Source organism: Burkholderia sp. TSV86 (assembly GCF_001522865.1).
Taxonomy (GTDB): domain Bacteria; phylum Pseudomonadota; class Gammaproteobacteria; order Burkholderiales; family Burkholderiaceae; genus Burkholderia.
Map to the genome: position 1 here is coordinate 59,346 of NZ_LOWB01000076.1, position 24,570 is coordinate 83,915.

General features: G+C 65.2%; 23 protein-coding genes and 2 pseudogenes. 10 read left to right on the plus strand and 15 right to left on the minus strand.

Annotation, left to right across the window (positions count from 1 at the left end):
- Window position 1: 1 nt before the first annotated feature.
- Window positions 2-1,063: a dTDP-glucose 4,6-dehydratase gene (gene rfbB, locus WS68_RS13545; protein WP_059571306.1), complete on the minus strand. Its 1,062-nt coding sequence runs from the start codon at window positions 1,061-1,063 to the stop codon at window positions 2-4.
- 371 nt (window positions 1,064-1,434) lie between these two features.
- Here rfbB and WS68_RS13550 point away from each other — a divergent pair, with 371 nt between their 5' ends.
- Window positions 1,435-2,283 (plus strand): symmetrical bis(5'-nucleosyl)-tetraphosphatase, encoded by an 849-nt coding sequence (locus WS68_RS13550; protein ID WP_059571307.1) that lies wholly within the window; start codon window positions 1,435-1,437, stop codon window positions 2,281-2,283.
- A gap of 36 nt (window positions 2,284-2,319) precedes the next feature.
- On the opposite strand, the gene WS68_RS13555 is transcribed toward WS68_RS13550, so the two are convergent.
- The 8 genes from WS68_RS13555 to WS68_RS13590 form a co-directional block, all read right to left on the minus strand.
- Window positions 2,320-3,195 carry a lysophospholipid acyltransferase family protein gene (locus WS68_RS13555; protein WP_059571308.1) on the minus strand — a complete coding sequence of 292 codons (876 nt, stop codon included), beginning with the start codon at window positions 3,193-3,195 and terminating at the stop codon, window positions 2,320-2,322.
- A gap of 14 nt (window positions 3,196-3,209) precedes the next feature.
- On the minus strand, window positions 3,210-4,490 hold the full coding sequence (locus WS68_RS13560) for a dihydroorotase (protein WP_059571309.1): 1,281 nt from the start codon (window positions 4,488-4,490) through the stop codon (window positions 3,210-3,212).
- Window positions 4,491-4,581: 91 nt separating this feature from the next.
- Window positions 4,582-5,613, minus strand: coding sequence for an aspartate carbamoyltransferase catalytic subunit (locus WS68_RS13565; protein ID WP_059571310.1), 1,032 nt, complete (start codon window positions 5,611-5,613; stop codon window positions 4,582-4,584).
- A gap of 83 nt (window positions 5,614-5,696) precedes the next feature.
- A complete protein-coding gene (gene pyrR, locus WS68_RS13570) occupies window positions 5,697-6,215 on the minus strand; it encodes a bifunctional pyr operon transcriptional regulator/uracil phosphoribosyltransferase PyrR (RefSeq protein WP_059519998.1) in 519 nt (172 codons plus the stop codon).
- Window positions 6,202-6,642 (minus strand): Holliday junction resolvase RuvX, encoded by a 441-nt coding sequence (ruvX, locus tag WS68_RS13575; protein WP_059519999.1) that lies wholly within the window; start codon window positions 6,640-6,642, stop codon window positions 6,202-6,204. The genes pyrR and ruvX overlap by 14 nt, the downstream gene beginning before the upstream one ends.
- Entirely contained in the window at window positions 6,639-7,217 is a 579-nt protein-coding gene (locus WS68_RS13580; RefSeq protein WP_059571379.1) for a YqgE/AlgH family protein, read from the minus strand. The genes ruvX and WS68_RS13580 overlap by 4 nt, the downstream gene beginning before the upstream one ends.
- Window positions 7,218-7,446: 229 nt before the next feature.
- Complete coding sequence (locus tag WS68_RS13585; protein ID WP_059571380.1) at window positions 7,447-8,784, minus strand: hypothetical protein; 1,338 nt, start codon at window positions 8,782-8,784, stop codon at window positions 7,447-7,449.
- Between the two features lie 103 nt (window positions 8,785-8,887).
- Complete coding sequence (locus WS68_RS13590) at window positions 8,888-9,058, minus strand: rubredoxin (RefSeq protein WP_004186709.1); 171 nt, start codon at window positions 9,056-9,058, stop codon at window positions 8,888-8,890.
- A 215-nt stretch (window positions 9,059-9,273) separates the two neighbouring features.
- On the opposite strand from WS68_RS13590, the gene thiD reads away from it, so the two are divergent.
- Entirely contained in the window at window positions 9,274-10,122 is an 849-nt protein-coding gene (gene thiD, locus WS68_RS13595) for a bifunctional hydroxymethylpyrimidine kinase/phosphomethylpyrimidine kinase (protein ID WP_059571311.1), read from the plus strand.
- A gap of 240 nt (window positions 10,123-10,362) precedes the next feature.
- Here thiD and groL read toward each other — a convergent pair whose 3' ends face one another.
- From groL to WS68_RS13615, 4 genes are all read right to left on the minus strand, one after another.
- Window positions 10,363-12,003, minus strand: a complete 1,641-nt coding sequence (gene groL / locus WS68_RS13600) for a chaperonin GroEL (protein ID WP_059571312.1) — start codon at window positions 12,001-12,003, stop codon at window positions 10,363-10,365.
- A 47-nt stretch (window positions 12,004-12,050) separates the two neighbouring features.
- Entirely contained in the window at window positions 12,051-12,344 is a 294-nt protein-coding gene (gene groES / locus WS68_RS13605; protein WP_059520003.1) for a co-chaperone GroES, read from the minus strand.
- Window positions 12,345-12,906: 562 nt separating this feature from the next.
- The gene (locus WS68_RS13610) at window positions 12,907-13,893 is read right to left on the minus strand and encodes a hypothetical protein (protein WP_059571313.1); all 987 of its coding nucleotides are present in this window, start codon (window positions 13,891-13,893) and stop codon (window positions 12,907-12,909) included.
- Window positions 13,894-14,526: 633 nt separating this feature from the next.
- Window positions 14,527-14,937, minus strand: coding sequence for a winged helix-turn-helix transcriptional regulator (locus WS68_RS13615; RefSeq protein ID WP_059571381.1), 411 nt, complete (start codon window positions 14,935-14,937; stop codon window positions 14,527-14,529).
- A gap of 135 nt (window positions 14,938-15,072) precedes the next feature.
- Between WS68_RS13615 and WS68_RS13620 the strand changes: the two genes are divergently transcribed.
- A complete protein-coding gene (locus WS68_RS13620; protein WP_059571314.1) occupies window positions 15,073-16,080 on the plus strand; it encodes a zinc-dependent alcohol dehydrogenase family protein in 1,008 nt (335 codons plus the stop codon).
- A gap of 67 nt (window positions 16,081-16,147) precedes the next feature.
- Here the strand turns inward: WS68_RS13620 and WS68_RS13625 are convergent, their stop codons facing one another.
- Complete coding sequence (locus WS68_RS13625; protein ID WP_231753016.1) at window positions 16,148-16,348, minus strand: hypothetical protein; 201 nt, start codon at window positions 16,346-16,348, stop codon at window positions 16,148-16,150.
- A gap of 54 nt (window positions 16,349-16,402) precedes the next feature.
- A complete protein-coding gene (locus WS68_RS13630) occupies window positions 16,403-16,840 on the minus strand; it encodes a winged helix-turn-helix transcriptional regulator (protein WP_059571316.1) in 438 nt (145 codons plus the stop codon).
- Between the two features lie 131 nt (window positions 16,841-16,971).
- Between WS68_RS13630 and WS68_RS13635 the strand changes: the two are divergent.
- The 7 genes and pseudogenes from WS68_RS13635 to WS68_RS13675 all read left to right on the plus strand — a co-directional run.
- Window positions 16,972-17,910, plus strand: a pseudogene (locus WS68_RS13635) (MBL fold metallo-hydrolase); the annotation flags it as partial.
- A 227-nt stretch (window positions 17,911-18,137) separates the two neighbouring features.
- Window positions 18,138-18,724: pseudogene (locus tag WS68_RS13640) on the plus strand (helix-turn-helix domain-containing protein).
- Window positions 18,721-19,257 carry a GNAT family N-acetyltransferase gene (locus tag WS68_RS13645; RefSeq protein WP_059571317.1) on the plus strand — a complete coding sequence of 179 codons (537 nt, stop codon included), beginning with the start codon at window positions 18,721-18,723 and terminating at the stop codon, window positions 19,255-19,257. The pseudogene WS68_RS13640 and the gene WS68_RS13645 overlap by 4 nt, the downstream one beginning before the upstream one ends.
- 143 nt (window positions 19,258-19,400) lie before the next feature.
- Window positions 19,401-20,015, plus strand: coding sequence for a LysE family translocator (locus WS68_RS13650; protein WP_059571383.1), 615 nt, complete (start codon window positions 19,401-19,403; stop codon window positions 20,013-20,015).
- A 324-nt stretch (window positions 20,016-20,339) separates the two neighbouring features.
- Window positions 20,340-21,479 carry a glycerophosphodiester phosphodiesterase gene (locus WS68_RS13660; protein WP_059571319.1) on the plus strand — a complete coding sequence of 380 codons (1,140 nt, stop codon included), beginning with the start codon at window positions 20,340-20,342 and terminating at the stop codon, window positions 21,477-21,479.
- A 166-nt stretch (window positions 21,480-21,645) separates the two neighbouring features.
- Window positions 21,646-23,088, plus strand: coding sequence for a DHA2 family efflux MFS transporter permease subunit (locus WS68_RS13665; protein ID WP_059571320.1), 1,443 nt, complete (start codon window positions 21,646-21,648; stop codon window positions 23,086-23,088).
- Between the two features lie 462 nt (window positions 23,089-23,550).
- Window positions 23,551-24,345, plus strand: a complete 795-nt coding sequence (locus WS68_RS13675) for a sulfite exporter TauE/SafE family protein (RefSeq protein WP_059571384.1) — start codon at window positions 23,551-23,553, stop codon at window positions 24,343-24,345.
- Window positions 24,346-24,570: the final 225 nt, after the last annotated feature.

Genomic DNA, 24,570 nt, shown 5'->3' on the forward strand with positions numbered 1-24,570 from the left:
CTCAAGCGCGTTGCGCGTAGTTTGTCTCGACCCATTTGCGGTATTCGCCCGACGCCACTTCGTCGACCCACACCTGGTTATCGAGATACCAATCGACGGTTTTCGCCAGCCCCGTCTCGAACGTCTCGGCCGGCTTCCAGCCGAGCTCACGCTCGAGCTTGCGCGCGTCGATCGCATAACGGCGATCATGGCCGGGACGATCCTTCACATAGGTGATCTGATCGCGATACGAACCGGCAGCCTTCGGCCGGGCCTTGTCGAGCAGATCGCACAACGTATGCACGACGTCCAGATTCTTCTTTTCGTTCCAGCCGCCAACGTTGTACGTCTCGCCCGGCACGCCGCGCGCGAGCACTTCGCGAATCGCGCTGCAATGATCGCCGACATAAAGCCAATCGCGCACGTTCTGGCCGTCGCCATAGACAGGCAACGGCTTGCCCGCGAGGGCATTGGCGATCATCAGAGGAATCAGCTTTTCTGGAAACTGATACGGGCCGTAGTTGTTCGAGCAATTCGTCGTCAGCACCGGCAGCCCATACGTATGATGATAAGCGCGCACCAAATGATCGGACCCCGCCTTGGTCGCCGAATAGGGGCTGTTCGGCGCATACGGCGTCGTTTCGGAGAACTGCGGATCGGTCGCGGACAGCGAGCCGAACACTTCGTCCGTCGACACATGCAAAAACCGGAACGCGGCCTTCGCGTCGTCGCCGAGCCCGTTCCAGTATTGGCGCGCCGCTTCGAGCAGCGTAAAGGTGCCGACTACGTTCGTCTGCACGAAATCCGCCGGCCCATGAATCGAACGATCGACATGACTTTCGGCGGCGAAGTGGACGATGGCGCGCGGCGTGTGCCGCGCAAGCAGTGTATCGATCGCTGCGCGCTCGCAAATGTCGACTTGCGCAAACACATGCTTCGGATTCCCTTGCAACGATTTCAGAGTGCCGAGATTCCCCGCATACGTCAGCTTGTCGACGTTCAGCACCGCTTCGTCGGATTGAGCCAGCCAGTCGAGCACGAAGTTGGCGCCGATAAACCCGGCGCCGCCCGTTACCAATATCATGGGATTCCTTTGCTGAAATTGGGAGTCGGTCGAACAACCAGCTAATGTCAGCATGGCGCGCCTCTTCGTGCCAGACCGCTCAAGTCAAACCGCCGGTTGCGGTCGCGCAGTTCGTCGAGCCGCACGCCCAGTTCGGCAGCGCACTACCGCTACTGCCCTACAAAAACATAATTATACGGGCGCGGAGGTCAAAAAACATCCCTCTAACATCTGGAAACAGCTTGACAAACGTTCTCTCAATTGCTGCAAACCCGAGATACTTTCCCTATGAAAAAGGGTTACGCATCAAATTTCCTTCGCGTGGCGCGCACTCTGATTAACACGATTTCCTGTGTTACCGTCGATTTCCATTTCGCTACAAACGTCAAGCAATGACAAATTTTTCTCGCCCCGCTCCCGTCGCGTTCGGCGACATCCAGGGCTGCCATGCCGCCTATCGGCAGCTCGCCGACAAGCTCGCGCCAACCGCCGACACCCCATTGTGGTTCGCCGGCGACCTCGTCAACCGTGGCCCGGCGTCGCTTGCAACGCTGCGCGAAATCGCCGCGCTCGGTGAGCGCGCGGTCGCCGTGCTCGGCAACCATGACCTGCATCTGCTCGCGGTCGCGGCAGGCATCCGGACCCTGAAGTCGGGCGACACGATCGGCGAAATCCTCGATGCGCCCGATGCAGAAGACTTACTCGAATGGGTGCGTCATCGACCGTTCGCACATTTCGAGCAAGGGATGCTGATGGTGCACGCGGGCGTGCTGCCTCAATGGGACGTGACGCTCACCCTCGAACTCGCCGACGAACTGCAGCGGGCGCTTCGCGCGCCGAATTGGCGTGATACGTTATCCGAACTATATGGCAACGAACCTAACCAGTGGCGCCCGGATTTGAAGCGCAAGGAAAGGCAGCGCGTCGCGTTCAATGCGTTCACACGGATTCGCTTCTGCACCGCCGAAGGCGCGATGGAATTCCGCTCGAACGGCGGCCCTTCGTCGGCGCCCGACGGCTATCTGCCCTGGTTCGACGTGCCTGGACGCAAAACGTCCGAAGCCACGGTCGTGTTCGGCCACTGGGCCGCGCTGGGCCTGATGCTGCGCGATAACTTGGTGGGGCTGGACTCGGGATGCGTATGGGGCAACCGGCTGTCGGCTGTGCGGCTGGCCCATGATCCGGCCGCGCGCGAAGTCATGCAGGTCGCGTGCGAGCGCTGCGGCGCCGCAAAGGAATAAGCGAACGTCCGCGTGAGCGCCGCCGGCGCCCGCAACCTAGCCCCCTTCTCGACGCGGCATTGCCCCTACCTCACCGCCGGCGTCGATTCCTTGCACCTCCTCGCTGCCGCTCTGCGGCGCGTCTGCCGGATAAGCCGCCTCCCGCAGCCGCGCCAGCTCCGCGTCGAGCGGGCGGCGAGCGTCGCGCTGCATTTGCGCGAGCGCGTGCGCAACCGCGGCGCGCGCGCGCGCCGCCATCTCGCGCCGGTCACCTGTCGCCGCGATCGGCTCGCCGACGTACAGATGCGCGGTCAGCGGCCCGCTCTCCAATACCCGGTCGAGCGACTTGCCAAGCGACAGTTCGCCGACATACGCCGGCGCCACCGACTGGCGTCCGTGCGCATCCTCATACATCAGGCAAATTGGCTGCACCGCGCATTGCGCCTCGACCACGGCTTGGAACATGTTCGAATGGAACGGCAAAAGCCCGAGCCCATCCGACGTGGTGCCCTCCGGAAACACGCACATCAGTTCGCCGTTGCCGAGACGAGCAGCCAGCTCGTGCATGATCCGCTTCGCCTCGCTGCGCTTCTCGCGCTGAATGAACACGGTGCCCAGACGTTCGGCCAGCCAGCCGATCACCGGCCAGTCGCGCACCTCGGCCTTGGAGACGAACGGCGTCGGCCGCCACGCATTGATCACGTAGATATCGAGCCACGACACATGATTGCCGACCACGAGCGCGCGCGCGTCGAGCCGCGCGCTGTCGTTATGCACGACAAGCCGCATCCCGCAGAGCCGCAGCATCTTCAGGGTCCAGCGCTGCGTGAGTTGCCGGCGCCGCGCGGGCGCCGCGCGCCGAAAGCGGAGGGCGACGATCGCCATTCCAGCCAGCAGATGCAGGACGAGACGCGCCTTGCGGAGGGCTTGCATGGTGGGCGCTCGCGTCAGCGGCGCTCGAATGCGAGCTGGCCGGCGACGAGCGTCGCGCGCACCTGCGTCGGCAATTCGTAGCCCAGGAATGGCGTATTGTGCCCCTGGCTCTTCAGCGCGCGCGGCTCGACATACCAGTGCGTGTGCGGATCGAACACGCACAGATCGGCTGCTGCGCCCTCCGCGATCCGGCCGGCCGGCAGCTTCAGCACATCGGCTGGCGCCGAGCTGATCTTCGCCAGCGCCCGCGCGAGCGGCACGCCCGCCTCACGCGCCCACTTCACCGTCAGCGACAGCAGCAGTTCGAGCCCCGTCGCGCCCGGCGTCGCTTCTGCGAACGGCAGCAGTTTTTCGTCGTCGTCGACGGGGGTGTGGTCGGAGCAGATCGCATCGATCGTGCCGTCGGCCAGCGCGGAGCGGATCGCTTCGCGGTCGCGCTCGTTGCGCAGCGGCGGATCGAGGCGGAATTGCGCATCGAAATAGCCGATATCGACGTCGATCAAATGCAGATGATTCACGCCGACGTCGCAGGTCACATTCAGGCCCTCGGCCTTCGCCGCGCGCACGAGCGCGATACCCGCCGCCGACGACAGCCGCGCGACGTGCACGCGCGCGCCCGTCACGCGCATCAGCTCGAACAGCGTGTGCAGCGCGATCGTCTCGGCCGCGACCGGCACACCCGACAGGCCAAGCCGCGACGCAACCGGCCCGCTCGCCGCGACGCCGCCCTTCGCGAGAAACGCGTCGACCGGACGCAGCCACACCGTATAGCCGTAAGTGCTCGCATATTGCAGTGCGCGCAGCAGCACCTGCGTATCGGTGACGGGCACGTTCGCCTGCGTGAAGCCGATGCACCCCGCTTCGGTCAATTCGACCATCTCCGTGATCACGCTGCCCTTCAGGCCGACGGTCAGCGCGCCGAGCGGATACACGTGCGCCTGATGCAGATTGCGGGCGCGAAACTTCAGCATCTCGACAAGGCCGGGTTCGTCTAGCACGGGATCGGTGTCGGGCGGGCACACAAGGCTCGTCACACCGCCCGCGACGGCCGCGGCCATCTCCGATTCGAGCGTCGCCTTGTGCTCGTAGCCGGGTTCGCGCAGCCGCGCCGACAAGTCGACGAAACCCGGTGCGACAATCATCCCGGTCGCGTCGATCGTCTTGGCCGCGTTGAAATCCGCGGGCGTGCTCGCGCCGATCGCCGCGATTTTGCCGGCCGCGACGAATACGTCGGCCTGCCGCTCGGTGCCAGCCGCCGGATCGATCACCGTGCCGCCTTTGATATGAATCTTCATGCGCTATCTGCTTATGCGTTGAATGCGTGAATGCGTCGAGTCCGATGCGCGGCGCACTGCGGCGGGCACGAGCCCGCGCCGCCGCGCGCGTTCAGTCGCTGTTGCCCGCGACGATGCCCATTACCGCCATGCGCACGGCAATACCGAAAGTCACCTGGTTCAGGATCACCGATTGGGGGCCGTCGGCCACCTGCGAGTCGATCTCGACGCCGCGGTTCATCGGGCCGGGGTGCATCACGATCGCGTCGGGCGCGGCCAGCGCGAGACGCTCGGGCGTGAGCCCCCAGCTCTTGAAGTACTCCTGCGCGGATGGCAGCAGCGCGCCGCTCATCCGTTCGTTCTGCAAACGAAGCATGATGATCACGTCGACGCCCTTCAAGCCTTCGTCGAGATTATGGAATACACGCACGCCCATCTGCTCGAGCCCGCCCGGCAGCAGCGTGCGCGGGCCGATCGCGCGCACTTCCGGCACGCCGAGCGTGGTCAGCGCGTGGATGTCCGAGCGCGCGACGCGCGAGTGCAGGATATCGCCGACGATGGCCACACGCAGCTTCGTAAAATCGCGCTTGTAGTGGCGGATCGTATACATGTCGAGCAGGCCCTGCGTCGGATGCGCATGACGGCCGTCTCCCGCGTTGATCACGTGCACGTGCGGCGCGCAGTGCTCGGCGATCAGGTACGGCGCGCCGCTCGACGCATGGCGCACGACGAACAGATCGGCATGCATCGCCGACAGGTTGTTGATCGTGTCGAGCAGCGATTCGCCCTTGCTCGTCGACGACGCGTTGATGTTCAGATTGATCACGTCGGCGGACAGGCGCTTCGCCGCGATCTCGAACGTCGTGCGAGTGCGCGTCGAGTTCTCGAAGAACAGGTTGAACACCGATTTGCCGCGCAACAGCGGCACCTTCTTCACTTCGCGGTCGGTCACGCTGACGAATTGCTCGGCGGTGTCGAGGATCTGGTTGACGACCGCGCGGGGCAACCCCTCGATCGTCAGCAAATGCTTGAGCTCGCCGTTCTTCGTGAGCTGCGGGTTGCCCTTCAGGAAGCCGTAGCGATGGCGCTCGGCGGGCGCGGACGCAGCGGAGGTGCCAGTGCGGCCGGAAATGTCGGTCGTCATGATGTGCGTGATTCCAACGTGTTGCTGAACGGCACGCCCGCGCAAATCGGGCGCGGGCGGCCGGAGTGCATGGCGCGGCGGCCTCAGAGGCCGCGCGCCTCGGTGCGAAGCGTGAACGCGGCGGCGTCGGTGCGCTCGAGCACGAGCGTCGCGTCGGCCGCGACGTCGAGCGTGCCGCCAACGAAGCGCGCCGCCACCGGCAGCTCGCGCCCGCCGCGATCGGCAAGCACCGCCAGTTCGACGGCGGCGGGGCGCCCGTAGTCGAACAGTTCGTTGAGCGCGGCCCGCACGGTGCGCCCGGTGTACAGCACGTCGTCGACGAGCACGATCCGGCGCCCCTCGACCTCGAACGGCAGCGATGTCGGGCTCGCCTGGCTGTGCAGCCCTTTTTTCGCATAATCGTCACGATGCAGCGCGACGTTGACGACGCCGAAGCCCGGCGCGGCCAAATCGCGCGCCAGGCGCTCCGCAAGCCACGCGCCGCCGCTGTAAATGCCGGCAACGACAGGGCCGTGCGGCGCTGAGAACGCAGCTTGCCCATAGGCGCCGCGAATCTGGTCGAGCAGGACGCGGTAAAGCGCCTCGGCATCAATGAAGCTCATGATGGTCGGACAACTCGTCGAGATATTGTTGAAGAATGATGCGGGCGGCTTCGGCATCGATGCGCGCCGCGGCTGCGCCGCGTGCGCGCAAGTCCGCGCGCGCGTCGACCGACGAGTAGCGTTCGTCGACCCAGCTCACGGGCAGATTGAAGCGTCCGTTCAACTGGTTGCCGAAGCGCTTGGCCTGCTGCGTCATCTCGTGCGGCGCACCGTCCGGATGAAGCGGCAGGCCGACGACGAGCGCATCCGGCTGCCACTGCGCGATCAGCTCGCCGATCGCCTTGAAGCGATGCTCGCGGTTCAGATTGGGAATGATGACGAGCGCACGGGCCGATCGAGTCAGCCGATTGCCGATCGCCACGCCGATGCGTTTTTCGCCGTAGTCGAACGCAAGGAGCGTCGCGTCGCGCGCAAGCGCCGCGCTCATGCGTGCCCTGCCTCGCCGGAGAGCATCGACGAACTGACTCCGAGCAAACCGAGCGCCGCCTCGAAACGCTCCTCGGCGGGCGTATCGAACACGATGCGCGGATCAGCCTCGACCGTGAGCCAGCCGTTCTTCGAGATTTCCTCTTCGAGCTGGCCCGCGCCCCAGCCGGCATGGCCGAGCGTCAGCAGGAACCGCTTCGGGCCGGTGCCCGTCGCGACCGCCTCGAGCACGTCCTTCGACGTCGTCATCTCCAACCCTCCTTCGACCGTCATCGATGAGTTGTACGAACTGCCCTCAACCGGCTCGTGCAGCACGAAACCGCGCTCGGTCTGCACCGGGCCGCCGAAATACACGGGGATGTGCAGAAGCGGCTCGATTTCGAGCTTCAAATCGATACGGTTGAAAAGCGATTCGAGATCGATATCGGTTGGTCGATTGATGACGAGGCCGAGCGCACCGCGCTCGCTGTGATCGCAAAGATAGACCACCGTTCCTGAAAACGTCGGATCGGCCATGCTCGGCATGGCGATCAGAAACTGGTTGGTGAGATTGATGCGATCGGAACTCTTGGACATAGTTTGAATTTTAGCAAAGACCTCGCGCGCCACGGTCGCCGCGCGAGTCGACACGATGTTCACTCACTCTATCACGCGTTCGAAACCCATCGATGTACCGTCCCGCGCGCTGTTGCCCAACCCCGTGCATATACGGGCCGGCATGGCTTTCGCGATTTTTCGGCACGTGTCTTCAGGGTTCTTGTAACACACTTTGACACACTTGCTCGGCTCACCCGGCCCGTGCAGGTTATACCGGAGAGGCGTCCAAGCCCGACAACGAGCCGGCGAGCGCCGCGCGCGCCGCCGACAGATCGGGCGGCGCCATGCCGGCTGCGATCTTGTGCAACGCGGCACGCAACGCTTCGGCCGCCTGAGCGCAGGCCGCCGGGCTGAGCGCATGCGCCGCGCCGAGATGCGCGCGGCGCCGCCATGCGAGCCCCAGCGCATCTGCAAGCAGCGCCGTATGACCGAGGCCGAGCGCACATGCGGCCGAACCGACGCGATACGCGGCATGTGCAGCGCGCAATGCCGCACCGGCATCGGCCGTGCGCGCATCCAGCGTAAGCTCGCTCATCGATGCATCCGCCGTTTGCAGAAAATCCTCATACGCATGACCGTTGACGACCACCGCGCCGAGTTCGCGCACCGGCTCGACGCGCACCGCGTCCGCCTCCGCGCGCGCGGCGCCGCCCGCCTCCCACAACGCCTCGGACGCCTGCGTCCCCGCAACATGCCAGGCGACGGTCAACCCGTAGTCGTGCAGCAGTTCCACATCGGCGCCATCCTCTGCCGCCGCACCGTACAACGCGTAATCGCGCCAGAAGAGCGCGAGCGTCTGCCTAACGAGCGCGTCGGGCGCGATTCGCAAGCCGCGCGCCTGCTCGCCGAGCAGCAGATTGCAGCGCGCGAGAAAACGCTTGAGTTCGACGCCGCCGCTCGCGCGCAGCACCCGGATGCATGCAAGCGCAAGCCGCCAATAATCGTAAGGAAACGGGCCGGCGAGTTCGGCCACGCAATCGGCGAGCCCATCGAGCGCCCCACTGGACGCAGCTTGCGGCACGCGCAGCGCACCGAGCAATGCCTGCTCGTAACGCGCGCGCAAATGCGCGAGCGCATGTTCCGACAACGGATACAGCGTCGCGGCCGGCACTGGCCGCCCGGCAAGCGCCAGCGCGTCGAGCGGCGTGTCGGCGCGCAAATCGCTCGCGGCCTGCACGCGCAGCGCCCGGTAGTGCTCGAACAGAACCGGCGAGCACGCAAGCTCGCGCAAATTGCGTCTCTCGAGCGCTGCCCGGAAATCCCGCAACGCCGTTTCAAACCCGACCGGCTGCAACTCGATCGACGCAAGCGGTGCGGCTTCGGCCAGCGCACTGCAGAAGCGCTCGGCGGCAAGCCAGCCCGCTTCGCGCAACGCGGCGGCCGCCGCGGCAAGCGACGCGGCCGGATCGGCATGCCGCGCGAACGACTGCTGTGCGGCTTGCAATGCCGCGTCGGCGGCCGGTACCGCACCGCCTCGTGGATTGGGCAACGCGTCCGGGATCGGGAGTGATGCGAATTCGCGGAAAGTGGGCACGAGCGTCAGCACCAGAAACATAGCCGCGCAGCAAGCAGCGCAGGAAGACCGCCGATGCCGTTGCGCCGTGCCGCCGGCCCTCGCTCACGCGGGACCGGGCGGCCGGAGATGGCGGTCAGATCTGAACCATCTCGAAATCTTCCTTACGCGCGCCGCACTCAGGGCATGTCCAATTGATGGGAACATCTTCCCAACGTGTGCCCGGAGCGATCCCCTCTTCCGGCAACCCAGCTTCTTCGTCGTAGATCCAACCGCAGATCAGGCACATCCAGCTTTTATATTCCATCTTAAGCCGCGTAAAGAAAAGTCCGTCGATTTCAAAAGAGCCATGATGGTACCGTGTCGGCGCCAGGCTGCCTAGCAATCCGCCTTCTAGGGCGCCAGCGTGCCGAGTACGTTAAAAAAAAGCTCGAATCGGCAAATTCCGCCTCATAATGGCTGCGCGCACGCACATCTCAGGCGCATCTGGCCCGCTTCACCGTTTTTTCTTTCCCCATTTCCATGTCCAGCAACACCCCTCCGATCGTCCTTACTTTCGGCCTGTCCGACCCGACGGGCGGCTCCGGCTTGCAAGCCGACCTGATGACCCTGGCAAGCATGGGCTGTCACGGCGTGTCCGTCCTGACGGGATATACCGTGCGCGATTCTGCCGCATGCGACGAAGTCACCGGGCTCGATCCCGACACCGTCGCCGCGCAAGCGCGCATGCTGCTCGAAGACATGCCCGTCGCCGCCTTCAAGATCGGCGCCGCGACGCGCGCCGAGGTCGTGAGCGCGATCGCAGAGGTGGCCGCTGACTACGACGGCGTGCCGCTCGTCCTCGCACCGGATTTCACGCTCGACGACGAGCACGTGCTCGCCGCTGACGAGTTGCGCGAATCGATCGCCGACCTGCTCGCGCCGCAAACGACGCTGCTCGTCGCCGATCACGCGACGCTTCTCGCGCTCGCGCAGCCCGACGGCGACGCCGAAGCGCCCAATCTGGACACCGCGCTGTCTCATTTGCTCGGTCAAGGCTGCGAGTACATTCTGGCGACGGAAACGGGCTCGCACCGGCTCGTCAATTCGCTGTACAGCGAGGAAGGCCAGATCCGGCAGGATTTGTGGGAACGCACGCCGCATCGGCTGATGGGCATCACCGACACGCTCGGCGCGGCGATCGCCGCACTGCTCGCGAACGGCCAGGAGCCGCCGGAAGCAGTGCGCGAAGCGCAGGAATATCTGTACCAGGCGGCACGCGGCGCATTCCGGCCCGGCATGGGCGCCTATCTGCCGGATCGATTCTTCTGGGCGCGCAGCAATGACGACGAAACGCCGATGGCGTCAGCGATCGCCAAGCGCGCGCGCTGACGCCACACCGCCGCCCGCGCGCCCGATAACCGCGTCGCGCGGGCTTGCCGAAGAGACGAAGGCGCGCGCCGCGCCGGCCACGTTCTATCGTTAGGCGTCCGGCCTGCAGCTTCCCGCTTTCTGCTTCAGGCCGGCGGCAGTCAGCCGCTCCAAACGAAAACACCCGCAGCGACGCGGGTGTTTTCGTTTGGGAGAACGCGCGTCACCGCGCGTTCCTCGATGCAACCGGCGTGATGCCGATTACATGTCCATGCCCATGCCGCCCATGCCGCCCGGCATACCGCCCGGCGCCGGAGCGTCTTCCTTCGGCAGCTCGGCAACGGCTGCGTCCGTCGTCAGCAGCAGGCCCGCAACCGATGCCGCGTTCTGCAGCGCGGTGCGCGTGACCTTGGTCGGGTCGACGACGCCGGCTTCGACCATGTCGACGTACTCACCCGTCGCCGCGTTGTAGCCGTAGTTGCCCTTGCCTGCAGCAACTGCCGCCACCACGACGCTGGCTTCTTCGCCGCCGTTCGTGACGATCTGACGCAGCGGCTCTTCCATCGCGCGCAGCACGATCTTGATGCCGGCATTCTGGTCGGCGTTGGCGCCAGTCAGTTCGGCGATCGCGGTGCGTGCGCGGATCAGCGCAACGCCGCCGCCCGGGACGATGCCTTCTTCAACGGCAGCACGGGTTGCGTGCAGCGCGTCTTCGACACGCGCCTTCTTTTCCTTCATTTCGACTTCGGTCGCGGCGCCGACCTTGATCACTGCGACGCCGCCGGCCAGCTTCGCCACGCGCTCTTGCAGCTTTTCACGATCGTAGTCCGACGTTGCTTCTTCGATCTGCGTGCGGATTTGCTTGACGCGCGCTTCGATGCTCGCTGCTTCGCCTGCACCGTCGATGATCGTCGTGTTTTCCTTGCCCACTTCGATGCGCTTGGCCTGCCCCAGTTCGGCCAGCGTAGCCTTCTCGAGCGTGAGGCCGGTTTCTTCCGCGATGACCTGGCCGCCGGTCAGGATCGCGATGTCTTCCAGCATTGCCTTGCGGCGGTCGCCGAAGCCCGGCGCCTTGACCGCAACGGTCTTCAGGATGCCGCGGATGTTGTTGACGACCAGCGTTGCGAGCGCTTCGCCTTCGACGTCTTCAGCGATGATCAGCAGCGGACGACCTGCCTTCGCGACTTGTTCGAGCACCGGCAGCAGATCGCGGATGTTCGAGACCTTCTTGTCGTGCAGCAGCACGTATGGGTTCTCGAGGACGGCGACTTGCTTGTCCGGGTTGTTGATGAAGTACGGCGACAGGTAGCCGCGGTCGAACTGCATGCCTTCGACGACGTCGAGTTCGTCGGCGAGCGACTTGCCGTCTTCGACGGTGATCACGCCTTCCTTGCCGACCTTGTCCATCGCCTCAGCGATGCGATCGCCGATCGACGAATCGCTGTTCGCCGAGATCGCGCCGACTTGCGCGATTTCCTTGTTCGTCGTGCACGGCTTGCTGATCTTCTTCAGCTCTTCGACTGCCGCAGCAACGGCCTTGTCGATACCGCGCTTCAGGTCCATCGGGTTCATGCCCGATGCGACGTACTTCATGCCTTCGCGAACGATCGATTGCGCGAGAACGGTTGCCGTCGTCGTGCCATCGCCTGCGTTGTCGCTGGTCTTGGAAGCGACTTCCTTGACCATTTGCGCGCCCATGTTCTGGAGCTTGTCCTTCAGCTCGATTTCCTTGGCGACCGACACACCGTCCTTGGTGACCGTCGGGCCGCCGAAGCTGCGCTCGAGCACGACGTTGCGGCCCTTCGGACCCAGCGTGACCTTCACTGCGTTGGCGAGAATGTTCACGCCTTCGACCATCTTCGCGCGAGCGGAATCGCCGAATACGACGTCTTTAGCTGCCATCTTCTAACTCCTTGGATTCTTGGGAATATGTACCGTTAAGTGAACGCTTACTTGGCGTTGACCACAGCCATGATGTCTTCTTCGCGCATCACGAGCAGTTCCTGGCCGTCGACCTTGACGGTTTGGCCGGCGTACTTGCCGAACAGCACACGATCGCCGACCTTCACGTCGAGCGCGATCGCCGCGCCTTTGTCATCGCGCTTGCCCGGACCGATGGCGAGCACTTCACCTTGATCCGGCTTTTCAGCTGCCGCATCGGGAATCACGATGCCCGAGGCGGTCTTGGTTTCCTGATCCAGGCGCTTGACGATCACGCGATCGTGCAACGGACGAAGGTTCATATTCACTCCTCTCTTAAATGAGACTGAAGAACGCTGGGAAACTGCCGGCCAGTGTACTGCCCGGCAGGAATTGTTAGCACTCTCGTGCAGTGAGTGCTAATTATATGGACGGGTTTTGACAAATTCAAGAAGCTGGGATTGCGGAAATTTCGGAGGGGTTACGACGCACGGAAACCAGTGACTGGCGCTTCACCATTGGGAAAAAATTTTTAAAAACAAGGATCTGCGAAATAGCCTGGCCCCGCCTCAACCGCAGAGGGGTTCTTGCCGCTCCGGCGCCGACTCATATCGGCGCTCGCGCGGATCGGTCCGTGACGCCACGCTGGTGCGCTGAGTGCGGATGTCCGCCAGCATCTTGGGGATGGATCAGATTGCCGCGAGAAGCCGCGCACCGATCTTCCGCTCGCTGATCCATATATGTGTACGCAACGCATATCGCCGCCGGCAAATAAGCGGCGTCGGCCGGCCGGCATGCCGCGCCATTCGATTGACTCGGGTTATCTTCCGCGTTGCAAAGGCGCGTGCGCCCCGCGCGGCACCCTCGCCCGTCGGCCGGCGAGCGTTATCTCGGCAGGGCGCCTGCCCGTGTCGGGGCAGGCAAGGCGGCGGGAACTCGCAGGTTTGCCGCCGCCTCGCCCGAGCCCGCAACCGGCTTCGGTATCGGGCTCCCCACGCCCGGCAATGCGTGCAGCATCGTTTCGGCCGACGAACCGACCAAATCGATGACGCTGCCGACCGCGGCGGCTCCCGTCGAGAGAGCCGAACGCGCGATGTTCGCCACGCTGCTGCCGAGCGCGACACCGCCCGATGACGTCGCGCCGTCCACATCTGCACGCCAGCCGGTGTAGTCGGGTTGCGTGCCCGGCAGAACGCCCGCTCCGCCCACGCCCGTCAACGCGTGGGCGGCCGCGCCGAGCGCGCCGCTCGCCGCCGCAGCGGAGTGGCGCAGATCGCCGGCCGCCAGCGCATCGACTGCGCCGCTCACGACATTGGCGATCGGGACGATCGGATTGCCGCCGCCCGAGCCGACGCTGCCGAGTGCCTCCGTGACGTTATTGAGTGCGCTCGTCAATACGCCTGCCGGGTTGATGGCCGGCAGCTCGTTCATGACATCGCCGAGCGCGTTCGCCACCGGGTTGGCATTCGCCGCGTCAGCCAGCACGCCCGTCGGCGCTTGCGCTGCCGCCGCACTGCGTGCAATGCCCGCACTCGACAAGTCACCCGCGGTATTCGAAAGCAAGCCGCCGGCATTGCTCACGCCACGGCCCGGCGCGACTGCCGAAGGCCCGCCGCCCGCCAACGTGGCCGCCGGATCGCTCACGTGCCCCGACACATCCGTCGAGCCGCGAACGCCGGCACGCGCCACAGCGTCCGGCACGCCGCCGGTCGATACGGCCCATGCGCCGTCCAGGCTGGCGCCGCCGGGTTCACCGGCCGAAACCCGGACCGGGCCGAAGCTCGCCCGTTGCGCAACGGCAGGCGCGGGCATCGCGCTGAATGCCGCTGTAGCCGATAGTGCGATGGCCGTCGACCTGAAGCGATGTTTCATTGATGTGATCTCGTGTGGAGGGATATTGCCGCCATCGCGACAAGAACCTCACTGCACAAAGCATGCCAACCGATTTGAATCGCCGCCCGCGCAGCATTTCACCCAACGAAACCGACTCACATAGCATTTAGTGTTTCAACTCCGCGCAGGCGCAATCGCACTTACGCTGCCCACCGGCGCCGTTACGTTTTGCGTAACGTAACGAATGAATTTTTCCGTTACATGATCTCCGATGAAATGCGTATAACAGCCATATACGCCGCTCGCCAGAAATTGCTCAAAAAATAAAATCAAACGCAACTAAACTCATAAAAAACCTGACCAATCCGACTCAGCTCCTCACTAGTGCGGCATCGCACGCTGGCGCCGTTCGCGCGCACCTCGGCCGGCCGAAGACGGACATGCACTCTCTTTCATATTTCGTTGATCGTCTTTCATTCGGCCAGCCATTCAACCATTCACATAAAGTCGATCATCTCATCGCGCATTCAATGTCGATATTTCTTATCTGAGAAATCAAATCCGATTCCGTAAGATTTCAAAAATTCCGGAAAAATTCCAAATCGATCGTCATCGTGCCGCCCGTCCACCCGGCAATCCGAAAAGCCGCTAGCCGGCAACGAAAGCGATGCGCTATGCCGCATTCTCCATGCCGGACGCACGCTTTCGCTTCAACGGGATGTCCTCGCACGCCGGCCGGTCAGCCACGACGCCCGTCTGGCGCTCCCGATACGATTCGCCCCACTCGCGCAAGCTGATCAATACCGGCGCGAGCGTCTGGCCCAGCGGCGTCAGCTCGTATTCAACCTTCGGCGGCACCTGCGGATAGACATGGCGCGCGACGATGCCATCCGCCTCCAGCTCACGCAACTGCAAGGTCAGCATGCGCTGCGTCGTATTGGGCATGAGCCGCGTCAACTCCATGAAGCGCCGCTTGCCACGCAGCAAATGAAACAGAATGACGGGCTTCCACAATCCACCGATCACGGAAAGCGTCACTTCGACATCGCATCCGCTCTTGCTGTCCAGCCGCTTCGGTCGCATGTTCATACCTACATAATTGACAGTACCAGCTTTAATTGTACGTTCTTGCGCATATCGAAGCACGTCGAGACAATTCGATCAACGTCGATTTCGCAGCGCACCACCCGTGCGCTCGCCATTCACAGGAGTCGGATCATGAAAGCCATCATGCTGCGCCAGCCCGCTGGCCTCGAACAACTCGTCCGCGTCACGCTCGCCGATCCGGGCACGCCAGGCGCCGGCGAAATTCGCGTGCGTATCCATGCAAGCTCGCTCAACTATCACGATCTCGGTGTCGTCACCGGCAGAATGAGCGCGGCTGACAAGCGCATTCCGATGTCGGATGGCGCGGGCGTCGTCGAAGCGATCGGCGAAGGCGTCACGGAGTTCGCGCCCGGTGATGCGGTGGTATCGACGTTCTTCCCGCAATGGCTCGACGGCGGCCCGACGACCGCGGATTTCGCGACGGTGCCCGGCGACGGCGTCGACGGCTATGCGCGCGAAACCGTCGTGCGGCCCGCGCACTGGTTCACGCGTGCGCCAAGCGGCTATACGCATGAGCAAGCCGCGACACTGACGACAGCCGGCCTGACTGCATGGCGCGCGCTCGTGGTGGACGGCCGTCTGAAGGCCGGCGACACCGTGCTCGTGCTCGGCACGGGCGGCGTATCGATCTTCGCGCTGCAATTCGCCAAGCAAATGGGGGCGCGCGTGATCGTCACGTCGTCGTCGGACGAGAAGCTCGAACGCGCGCGGGCGCTCGGCGCCGATCACGTCGTCAATTACCGGCGCGACGCAAACTGGGCCGCGAAGGTGCTCGAACAAACGAACGGCGCCGGCGCCGATTATGTGATCGAAGTGGGAGGGCCCGACACGCTGCCGCAATCGATCGCCGCCTGCCGGATCGGCGGCCACATCGCGCTGATCGGCGTGCTCACGGGCATCGCAGGTCCAGTGCCGACCGTCACGCTGATGACGCGGCAGCAAAAGCTGCAAGGTCTCATCGTCGGCAGCCGCCGGCATCAGATTGACATGGTGCGCGCGATCGAGGCGACGGGCATCAAGCCGGTGATCGACAGCACGTTCGCGCTCGACGACATTGCCGAAGCGTTCCGTCATCAGGCCGCGGGCAAGCACTTCGGCAAAATCTGTCTGTCGATCTAGCCGGAGCGCGCGGCAGCGCGGCAAGCCCGGTGGACGCCGCGCGCTTGACCCGCGCGATCGGATTGCATCACGGCGCGAAGCTCATCGGCGCGCTCGACGTCGAATAAGCAGGAGAGTTGCCGTGACCGGCCAGGCTGCCTGCAAGTGTCTGTAGGCTCGTGCAGGCGCCTGTGGGCAACGCGCGCCGCACGTCGGGCCAGCCGCGCGGCGCATCGCCGCGAAACCGCGCCGCCGTCGCGGCCACCATGCCCGGCCCCACGATCATCACGTCCGCGCGCAAATCGTAAGCCGGTTACGCCCGCGAGCTGGGCGGCGCGCGACTCTACACCCGCGTCACGTTCCGCTGTTCGTCGTAGGCGGCGCGCGCATCGAGCACCGCGCCGATATTCGACTCCGCCCATGCGATGAGCGGCCAGACCGAGGCCGCGAGCGTCTGGCCGAGCGGCGTGAGCGCATATTCAACCGAAACCGGCATCGTCGGATAAGCCGTGCGGGCCACGAGGCCGTCCCGCTCGAGCCGCTTGAGCGTTTGCGACAAGACCTTCTGCGACAAGCCTTCGATATGCCGCAGCAACGTATTGAAGCGCAACGGCCGATGCGCAAGCAATGCAAGAATCAGGACAGTCCATTTGTCCGCGATGCGGTCAAGCACGTGCCGGGTCGGACATTGCGCCGCGTAAACGTTGCCGTCGCGCGGCGCGTCGAGCAGCGACGGTTTCTCGCCGGTAACCTGCTGACTCTCAAGTACGCTCTTTTCCATCATCGCCGCCCCGTCTATAGTTTCCGCCGGTAACTACCTGTATCGCAGATACTATCATCGGCTTACCCGCGTAGCGCGCAATGCGCAACGCGGCCGGCGCGAACCCATGCTTTTTTACCGTGGAGCCCTTTATGTTCTTGCGCATCATCGCAGCACTCGCCGTCACGGCGGCATCCGTTTTCGGCCCGAGCCTCGTCCATGCGCAAAGCGACCGGTCGCCGCTAAGGATCGATGTCTACAACCCCGGTGAAAAAAGCGTCTTTCCCGTTTCGTCCGAGATCATCACCGGCCGCACGGGCACGATCCTGATCGACGCGCAATTCCAGCGCAACGACGCGCAGGCGCTGGTCGACAAGATCAAGGCAACCGGCAAGCCGCTCAAGCTCGTCTACGTGAGCCATAGCGATCCGGACTATTACTTCGGCCTAGATACGATCAAGGCCGCGTTCCCGGACGCAAAAATCGTCGCGACACCGCAAACGGTCGCCGCGATCAATGCGAACAAGGACGACAAGCTCGCCTACTGGGGACCAATCCTGAAGGACAACGCCCCGCATACGCTCGTTGTCCCGCAGCCGCTCGACGGTGACACGCTGACGCTCGACGGCCGCAAGCTGCGCGTCGTCGGCCTCGACGGCCCGACTCCCGAGCGCACGTTCTTATCGATTCCGTCCGAGCGCGCCGTGGTGGGCGGCGTTCCCGTCGCGGCGAACATTCACGTGTGGATTGCCGACACGCAAACGCCCGAGTCGCGCCGCCACTGGATCGAGACGCTCGACCGGATTGCCGCGCTGCATCCGGCGCGCGTCGTGCCGGGCCACTATCTCGCGAATCCGGACGGCAGCAAGCCTTACTCGCTCGCGGCCGTGAAGTTCACGCGCGACTATTTGATCACGTTCGAGACGCAAGCGGCCAAGGCCAAAAATGCCGAGGAATTGATCGCGGCGATGAGGGCGCGCTATCCGAATCTCGGCGACGTGTCGTCGCTCGAGATCAGCGCGAAAGTCATCAAGGGCGAGATGCAGTGGCCGGCCGCGCGCGCATCGGGCGCGGCCGCGGCGGCGAGCCAGTAAGCCCGCGCGCGATTTGGCGCCGTCGGCATGCGTGACGAGGGTGTCGAACGCGGCAACGTTCGCGGATGCGCGATGCATGCATCCGCGCCGATGCGGCCACACATTCCGCGTTGCGTGCAATCCGGATCGATGGCCCGGCCTGATGCATGACCCGCCACGCCTGCCGTGAGCCCCTCCCTGTCATGTTCTAGTATTTTGGATTTTCATCCAATATACTAGAACACATGAACGTCAACCAATTGATCGCCCGGCGCGTGCGCGCATTGCGGGATTTCCACGGCTATTCGCTCGATGCGCTCGCCGAGCGCAGCAAAGTGAGCCGCTCGAACATCTCGCTAATCGAACGCGCGCAGAGCAGCCCGACGGCCGTCGTGCTCGAACGGCTCGCCACCGCGCTCGGCGTGCCGCTCGCGTCGCTGTTCGAAGACGGGCACGCCGAACGAACCGCTTCGCCACTCGCGCGCGCGGCCGAGCAGCCGGTCTGGAAAGATCCGGCGTCGGGCTACGTGCGTCGTACGTTGTCGCCGTCGATGCCGTCGCCGCTCACGCTCGTCGAAGTGCGGTTCCCCCCGGCGAACGCGTCGCCTACGACGCCGGCGAGCGCAACGCCGACGTTCATCAACAAATCTGGATGCTCGACGGCGAGATGGACATCACGACCGGCGATGACACGTGGCGCGTCGCGGCCGGCGACTGCCTCGCGATGCGCATCGATCGTCCGGCCATCTTCTTCAATCCGGGCCGCAAGACCGCGCGTTATGTCGTTGCGCTCGCATCAGCGCCCATCGCGCACACCGGACGATCCGGATGAGCGACACAATCGGCCCCATCGGCATACGCCGGATCGGCCCGAACGAAGCGGCCGCATACGTCGACGCGCTCGCCGACGTGCTGCTCGACTGTGTCGACGGCGGCGCGTCGGTCGGCTTCATGGCGCCGCTCGCGCCCGAGCGCGCGTACGCGTTCTGGCGCGATGTGGCTGCGCGCGTCGCGCGCGGCGAGCGCGTGCTGTTCGTCGCGGAGCAAGCCGATGGACGCGTCGTTGGCACCGTGCAGATGATCGTCGGCCTGCCGGAAAACCAACCGCATCGCGCCGACGTCGCGAAGATGCTGGTGCGACGCGACGTGCGCCGCCAGGGCGTCGCGCGACGGCTGCTGGCAGCGCTCGACGATGCCGCACGCGAGCTTGGCAAAACGCTTCTCGTACTCGATACGGCAACGGGCAGCGACGCCGAGCGGCTCTACCAGAGCGCCGGATGGCAGCACGTCGGCGTCGTGCCGAACTATGCGCTGATGCCCGACGGCGCGCCCTGCTCGACGACGTTCCATTACAAGCGGCTCTGAGCCGGGCGGCGCCTGCCTTGCGCTTCGGTTCGTTCGATGGTCCGGCCGCGCCGCCATACTTTAAGCTTGTCGTCTCGGCCGTTGCGCCTGCGAGCCCGCGCGTGGGCCTATCCGAACACCTCTTTCACGACGAGCGATTCCCGATGACGTTGAGCCCTACGTTCGCATTCATCGTTACCTGCGTCGGCTTCGGCTTCATTCCGGGCCCGGCGTTGCTGCAAACCGTCTCGCTGACGCTCCAGCATGGGCGGCGCGCGGGCGCGCTGTCGGCGCTCGGCATCCACCTCGGCGCGCTGTTGCAGATCGGCGCGGTTGCGATCGGAGCAGTCGTCGTGCTGAACACGTCGCCGTGGCTCTATCACGCGCTGCGCATCGCGGGCGGCGCCTACCTGATCTGGCTCGGCATCCAGCGCGTGCGCGCCCGACCCGACGCCGGCGGCGCGCCATCGGAGATGCCGAAAAACGTGATCTCGTCGAGTGCGCTGATCGAGGCATCGAATCCGAAATCGGCGCTCTTCTATATGTCGTTCCTGTTGCAATTCGTCGATCCGTCGGCGCCGCTCGATGTCGGCTGGCAGCTTTTCCTGCTCGGCGCATCCGCGAATCTGCTGTTCTCGCTCGCCGATCTGGTCTGCATCGCGCTCGCTCATCCGCTGCGCAAGCGCGCGGCGCCCGGCGGCCCGGCAATGACCGTCGGCCGCTATCTGGCGGGCGCGCTCTTTATCGGTCTTGGCATCGCCGCGATCGTCACGCGCTGACGTTGCGTCGAAGTCGGGGCCGCGCACGCGCGCGATTCGTTTCGCTTACCTGATCGTCCGGCATCGAGCATCCGGCATTGCTCGATGCCGGCAAACCACGCCGCGTCTCCTCGATCCAATGCACCGCCCCTGCCCGGCCGCGCTGATAACCGCGCTTATCGGGCTGCACCCGATATCGAAAGAGCACAGACAGTGCAAGTAATATATGTGTAATGATTCGCTGCGAGGATCGCATCCCAGTCAGCAGCGGCAGCCCGTGTCGGCATGCGTCCCGCTCCGATGTCTCCTTGTTTCTTCCCACTCTCATCTCACAGGATCGACGATATGCTCTTCAAACGTTCGTTCGCATGCGCGCCCGTCGTGCTCGCCTGCGCCGCGGCGCTCACACTTGCCGCGTGCGGCGGCGACGACGACCCGAACTACACGCGCCCGATCGCCGCGAAGGTACAGGTCATTGGCCATCGCGGCGCGAGCGCGCTGCGCCCCGAACACACGCTCGCGTCGTACCGCAAGGCCATCGAAGACGGCGCGGACGTCATCGAGCCCGATCTTGTCGCGACGCGTGACGGCGTTCTCGTCGCGCGCCACGAGAACGAAATCTCCGGCACGACGAACGTGTCGGCACTGCCGCAGTTCGCGAACCGCAAGACGACGAAGACGATCGACGGTGCCCGCTTAACCGGCTGGTTCACCGAAGACTTCACGCTCGCCGAACTCAAGACGCTGCGCGCGCGCGAACGGATTGCGCAATTGCGCCCGGCAAACACGAGCTACAACGATCAGTTCGAGATTCCGACCTTCGACGAAATCATCGCGCTCGCCAAGCAGATGTCCACGCAGGTCGGCCGCACGATCCACCTCTATCCGGAAACCAAGCATCCGACCTACTTCCAGTCGATCGGCCTGCCGCTCGAGGACCGCTTGATCGACGCGCTGCGCAAGGACACCTACACTGCGCGCGACGCGACCATCTACATCCAGTCGTTCGAAGTCGCGAATCTGAAGGCAATCCGCAACCGCATCGGTGCGAGCCAGCCGAACTGGAAGCTCGTGCAACTGATGGACGAGCCCAAGCTGCAGCCATACGACTTCGTGAAGGCGGGCGACGCGCGCACCTACGGCGATCTGTCGACGCAGCGCGGCATGCGTGAAATCGCAGCGTATGCGAATGCGGTCGGCCCGTACAAGACGTCGATCATCCCCGTCGACACGAACGGCACGCTGCAGCAACCGACCGACTACGTGCGCAACGCGCACGAAGCGGGGCTGCTTGTGCACCCGTATACGTTCCGGCCGGAAAACAACTTCCTGCCGGCTTCGCTGAAGGACGGCGGCGCGCCGAGCGCGCGCAATACGTCCGGCTCGGTGCGTGAAATTCAGGCGTATCTGCGCGCGGGCATCGACGGATTCTTCACCGACGATCCGGCCGTCGGCCGCACGGCGGTCGACACGTTGCGCCGCTAAGCCGCACTTCCGAACGGCGCACACAATACGCGCGGCATGCGTGAGCCCGCCCACGCGGCGCGGCCCGCGCCTGCCGTGCGGGTGTCAGCAACCGGCAGCAGCGGCCGCCACAACCCGCTTACAATGCTGCGCGTTCCGTATCAAACAAAGGAAGGAGACGCGCGCGATGACGCACGGTATTCATGGTGAAAAGCGCTGGTATGCGCTGATCGTTCTTTGTCTGGGCGTGCTGATGATCGTGCTCGATTCGACGATCGTCAACGTCGCGCTGCCGTCGATCGGCACGGACCTGCATTTTTCCGAAACCGCGCTCGTGTGGGTCGTCAACGCATACATGCTGACGTTCGGCGGCTGCCTGCTGCTCGGCGGGCGGCTCGGCGATCTGTACGGCCATCGCCGGATATTCCTCGCCGGCTTGACGCTTTTCACGCTCGCATCGCTCGCATGCGGCATCGCGCAATCGCAGGCGGTGCTGATCGCCGCGCGCGCGGTGCAGGGAACGGGTGGCGCGGTGGTCTCGGCGGTGTCGCTGTCGCTGATCATGAATCTGTTCACCGAACCCGGTGAGCGGGCGAAAGCGATGGGCGTCTACGGCTTCGTCTGCGCGGGCGGCGGCAGCCTCGGCGTGCTGCTGGGCGGCGTGCTGACAAGCGCGTTGAGCTGGCACTGGATCTTCCTCGTCAATCTGCCGATCGGCGTGGCCGTCTACGCGCTGTCCGCCGCGCTGCTGCCGAAAATCCGCGCGCAGGCTGCCGGCGCACGCCTGGACATCGCTGGCGCCATCACCGTCACCGCGTCGCTGATGCTTGCCGTCTACGGCGTCGTCAACGGTAACGAAGCCGGCTGGTTGTCAACGCAAACGGTCGCGCTGCTCGGCGCGGCGGCGGCGCTGTTCGCGGCGTTCATCGGCATCGAGGCGCGCGTCGCGCATCCGTTGATGCCGCTCGCGCTCGTCGCCAAGCGCAATGTTGCGATCGCGAACGCGATCGGCGTGCTGTGGGCCGCCGCGATGTTCGCATGGTTTTTCCTGTCCGCGCTCTATATGCAGCGCGTGCTCGGCTACCGGCCGCTCGAGGTCGGCCTGGCGTTTCTGCCCGCGAACCTGATCATGGCGGCATTCTCGCTTGGGCTGTCGGCGAAGATCGTGATGCGCTTCGGTATCCGCGCGCCGATCGCATTCGGGCTTGCCGCCGCCGCGCTCGGTCTCGCGCTGTTCGCCCACGCCCCCGCAAACGGCAGCTTCGTCGCGCATGTGCTGCCCGGCATGGCGCTACTCGGCTTCGGCGCGGGCATCGCGTTCAATCCGGTGCTGCTCGCCGCGATGAGCGACGTCGCCCCGAGCGATTCCGGGCTCGCATCGGGCATCGTCAACACGTCTTTCATGATGGGCGGCGCGCTCGGCCTCGCGGTGCTCGCCAGCATCGCGGCCGCACGCACCGACTCGCTCGCTGCCGCGCACGTTGCGACGCAATCCGCTCTCAATGGCGGCTATCACGCGGCATTCGTCTGCGGCGCGATCTTCGCCGCCCTTGCCGCGTGTCTCGGGTTCGCGCTGCGCGCCTCGGCACGGGCAGCCGGCGACGCCGAACTGCACGGCACCGCGCATTGACGCAACCAGCATGACGAAGCAGCTCTTGCGAAGAGCCGCGATACGCGTGCGTGCCCGGCGATTGAAGCCACCTGTGTCGCCAACGCAAAGGCGCGGCGGACAATGCGCCATTCCGCGCGCCATTCATCCGGCCCGGTGAATTCGCACGCTGCGCGCCGCTTGCTGGCGTAAGGTTGGCGGCTCCTCACGCACGGCCGGCGGCGGCCCGGTTTCCGGTTGCCGGCCCGCCGCCAGCGCCCCGGCGTTCGCGATTCGCGACTCGCCGCGGGTGAAGCTTCGCGCACCAGCCGCGGCGCGGCACCGCCCCTGCGCCCCCCGTCGAACCCAAGCCATCGTCGCGCACGCGATACCATCCGGCCGCCCGTTTTTTGCGCGCTCCGGCGTCGGAGCGCGAGTTTTGCGACAATGGCGGGCTTTGGCAGCCCGCTGCCCGTCACTTTCAAACGCCTCACACCCCCGCCGATGCCGTTGCCTCATATCGATCTGCTGTACTCCCTGTCCGGCCTCTTCGTCGGCTTTCTCGTCGGTTTGACGGGCGTCGGCGGCGGTTCGCTGATGACGCCGATTCTCGTCCTGCTGTTCAACGTCCATCCGGCGACGGCGGTCGGCACCGATCTGCTGTACGCGGCGGTCACGAAAACCACCGGCACGTTCGTGCACGGGCTCAAAGGCACGGTCGACTGGCGAATCACCGCCCGGCTCGCGGCAGGCAGCGTGCCCGCCGCCACCATCACGCTATGGATTCTGCATACGCACGGGCTGCATGCGCAGAGTACGGGCCGGATGATCGAGTTCGTGCTTGGCGCGGCGCTGCTGTTGACCGCGCTGTCGCTGTTGTTCCGCCCGCAGCTCGCGGCGCTTGCCGCGCGTCACGCACGCGCGCTGCCGCCGAGCCCCGCGCGCACGCTCGTCGCGACCGTCGCGACGGGTATCGTGCTCGGCGTGCTCGTATCGCTGACGTCGGTCGGCGCGGGGGCGATCGGCGTGACCGTGCTGCTGCTTCTCTACCCTGCGCTCACGACGACCCGGATCGTCGGCTCCGACATCGCGCATGCGGTTCCGCTCACGCTCGTCGCGGGTATCGGGCATTGGCTGCTCGGCTCGGTCGATTGGTCGATGCTGGCGTCGCTGCTGCTGGGCTCGCTGCCGGGCATCGTGGCGGGCAGCCACCTGTCGGCGCGCGCGCCGGAAAGCCTGCTGCGGTGCGTGCTGGCGGCGACGCTGGTTGCGGTCGGCGCGAAGCTGGTGCTCGCGTAGCACCCGCGAGCCGCGCCTCGCGCCTGCGGCGCGGCAGCCGGGCCGATTACCGCCGCGAGGCCGCCCGCGGTATGGCACGTAATGGCGTGCATTGCCGCGTACTGCCGCGCGACGCCGCGGGCCCGCACCCGCCGGGTTTGGACGGCGGCAGTCCGCATGGCGTGCGGGTCAGCGAATCGTTCAGGTTGACGAACGATCGGCGGCAACGCTTCGGCGCGCCAGCGC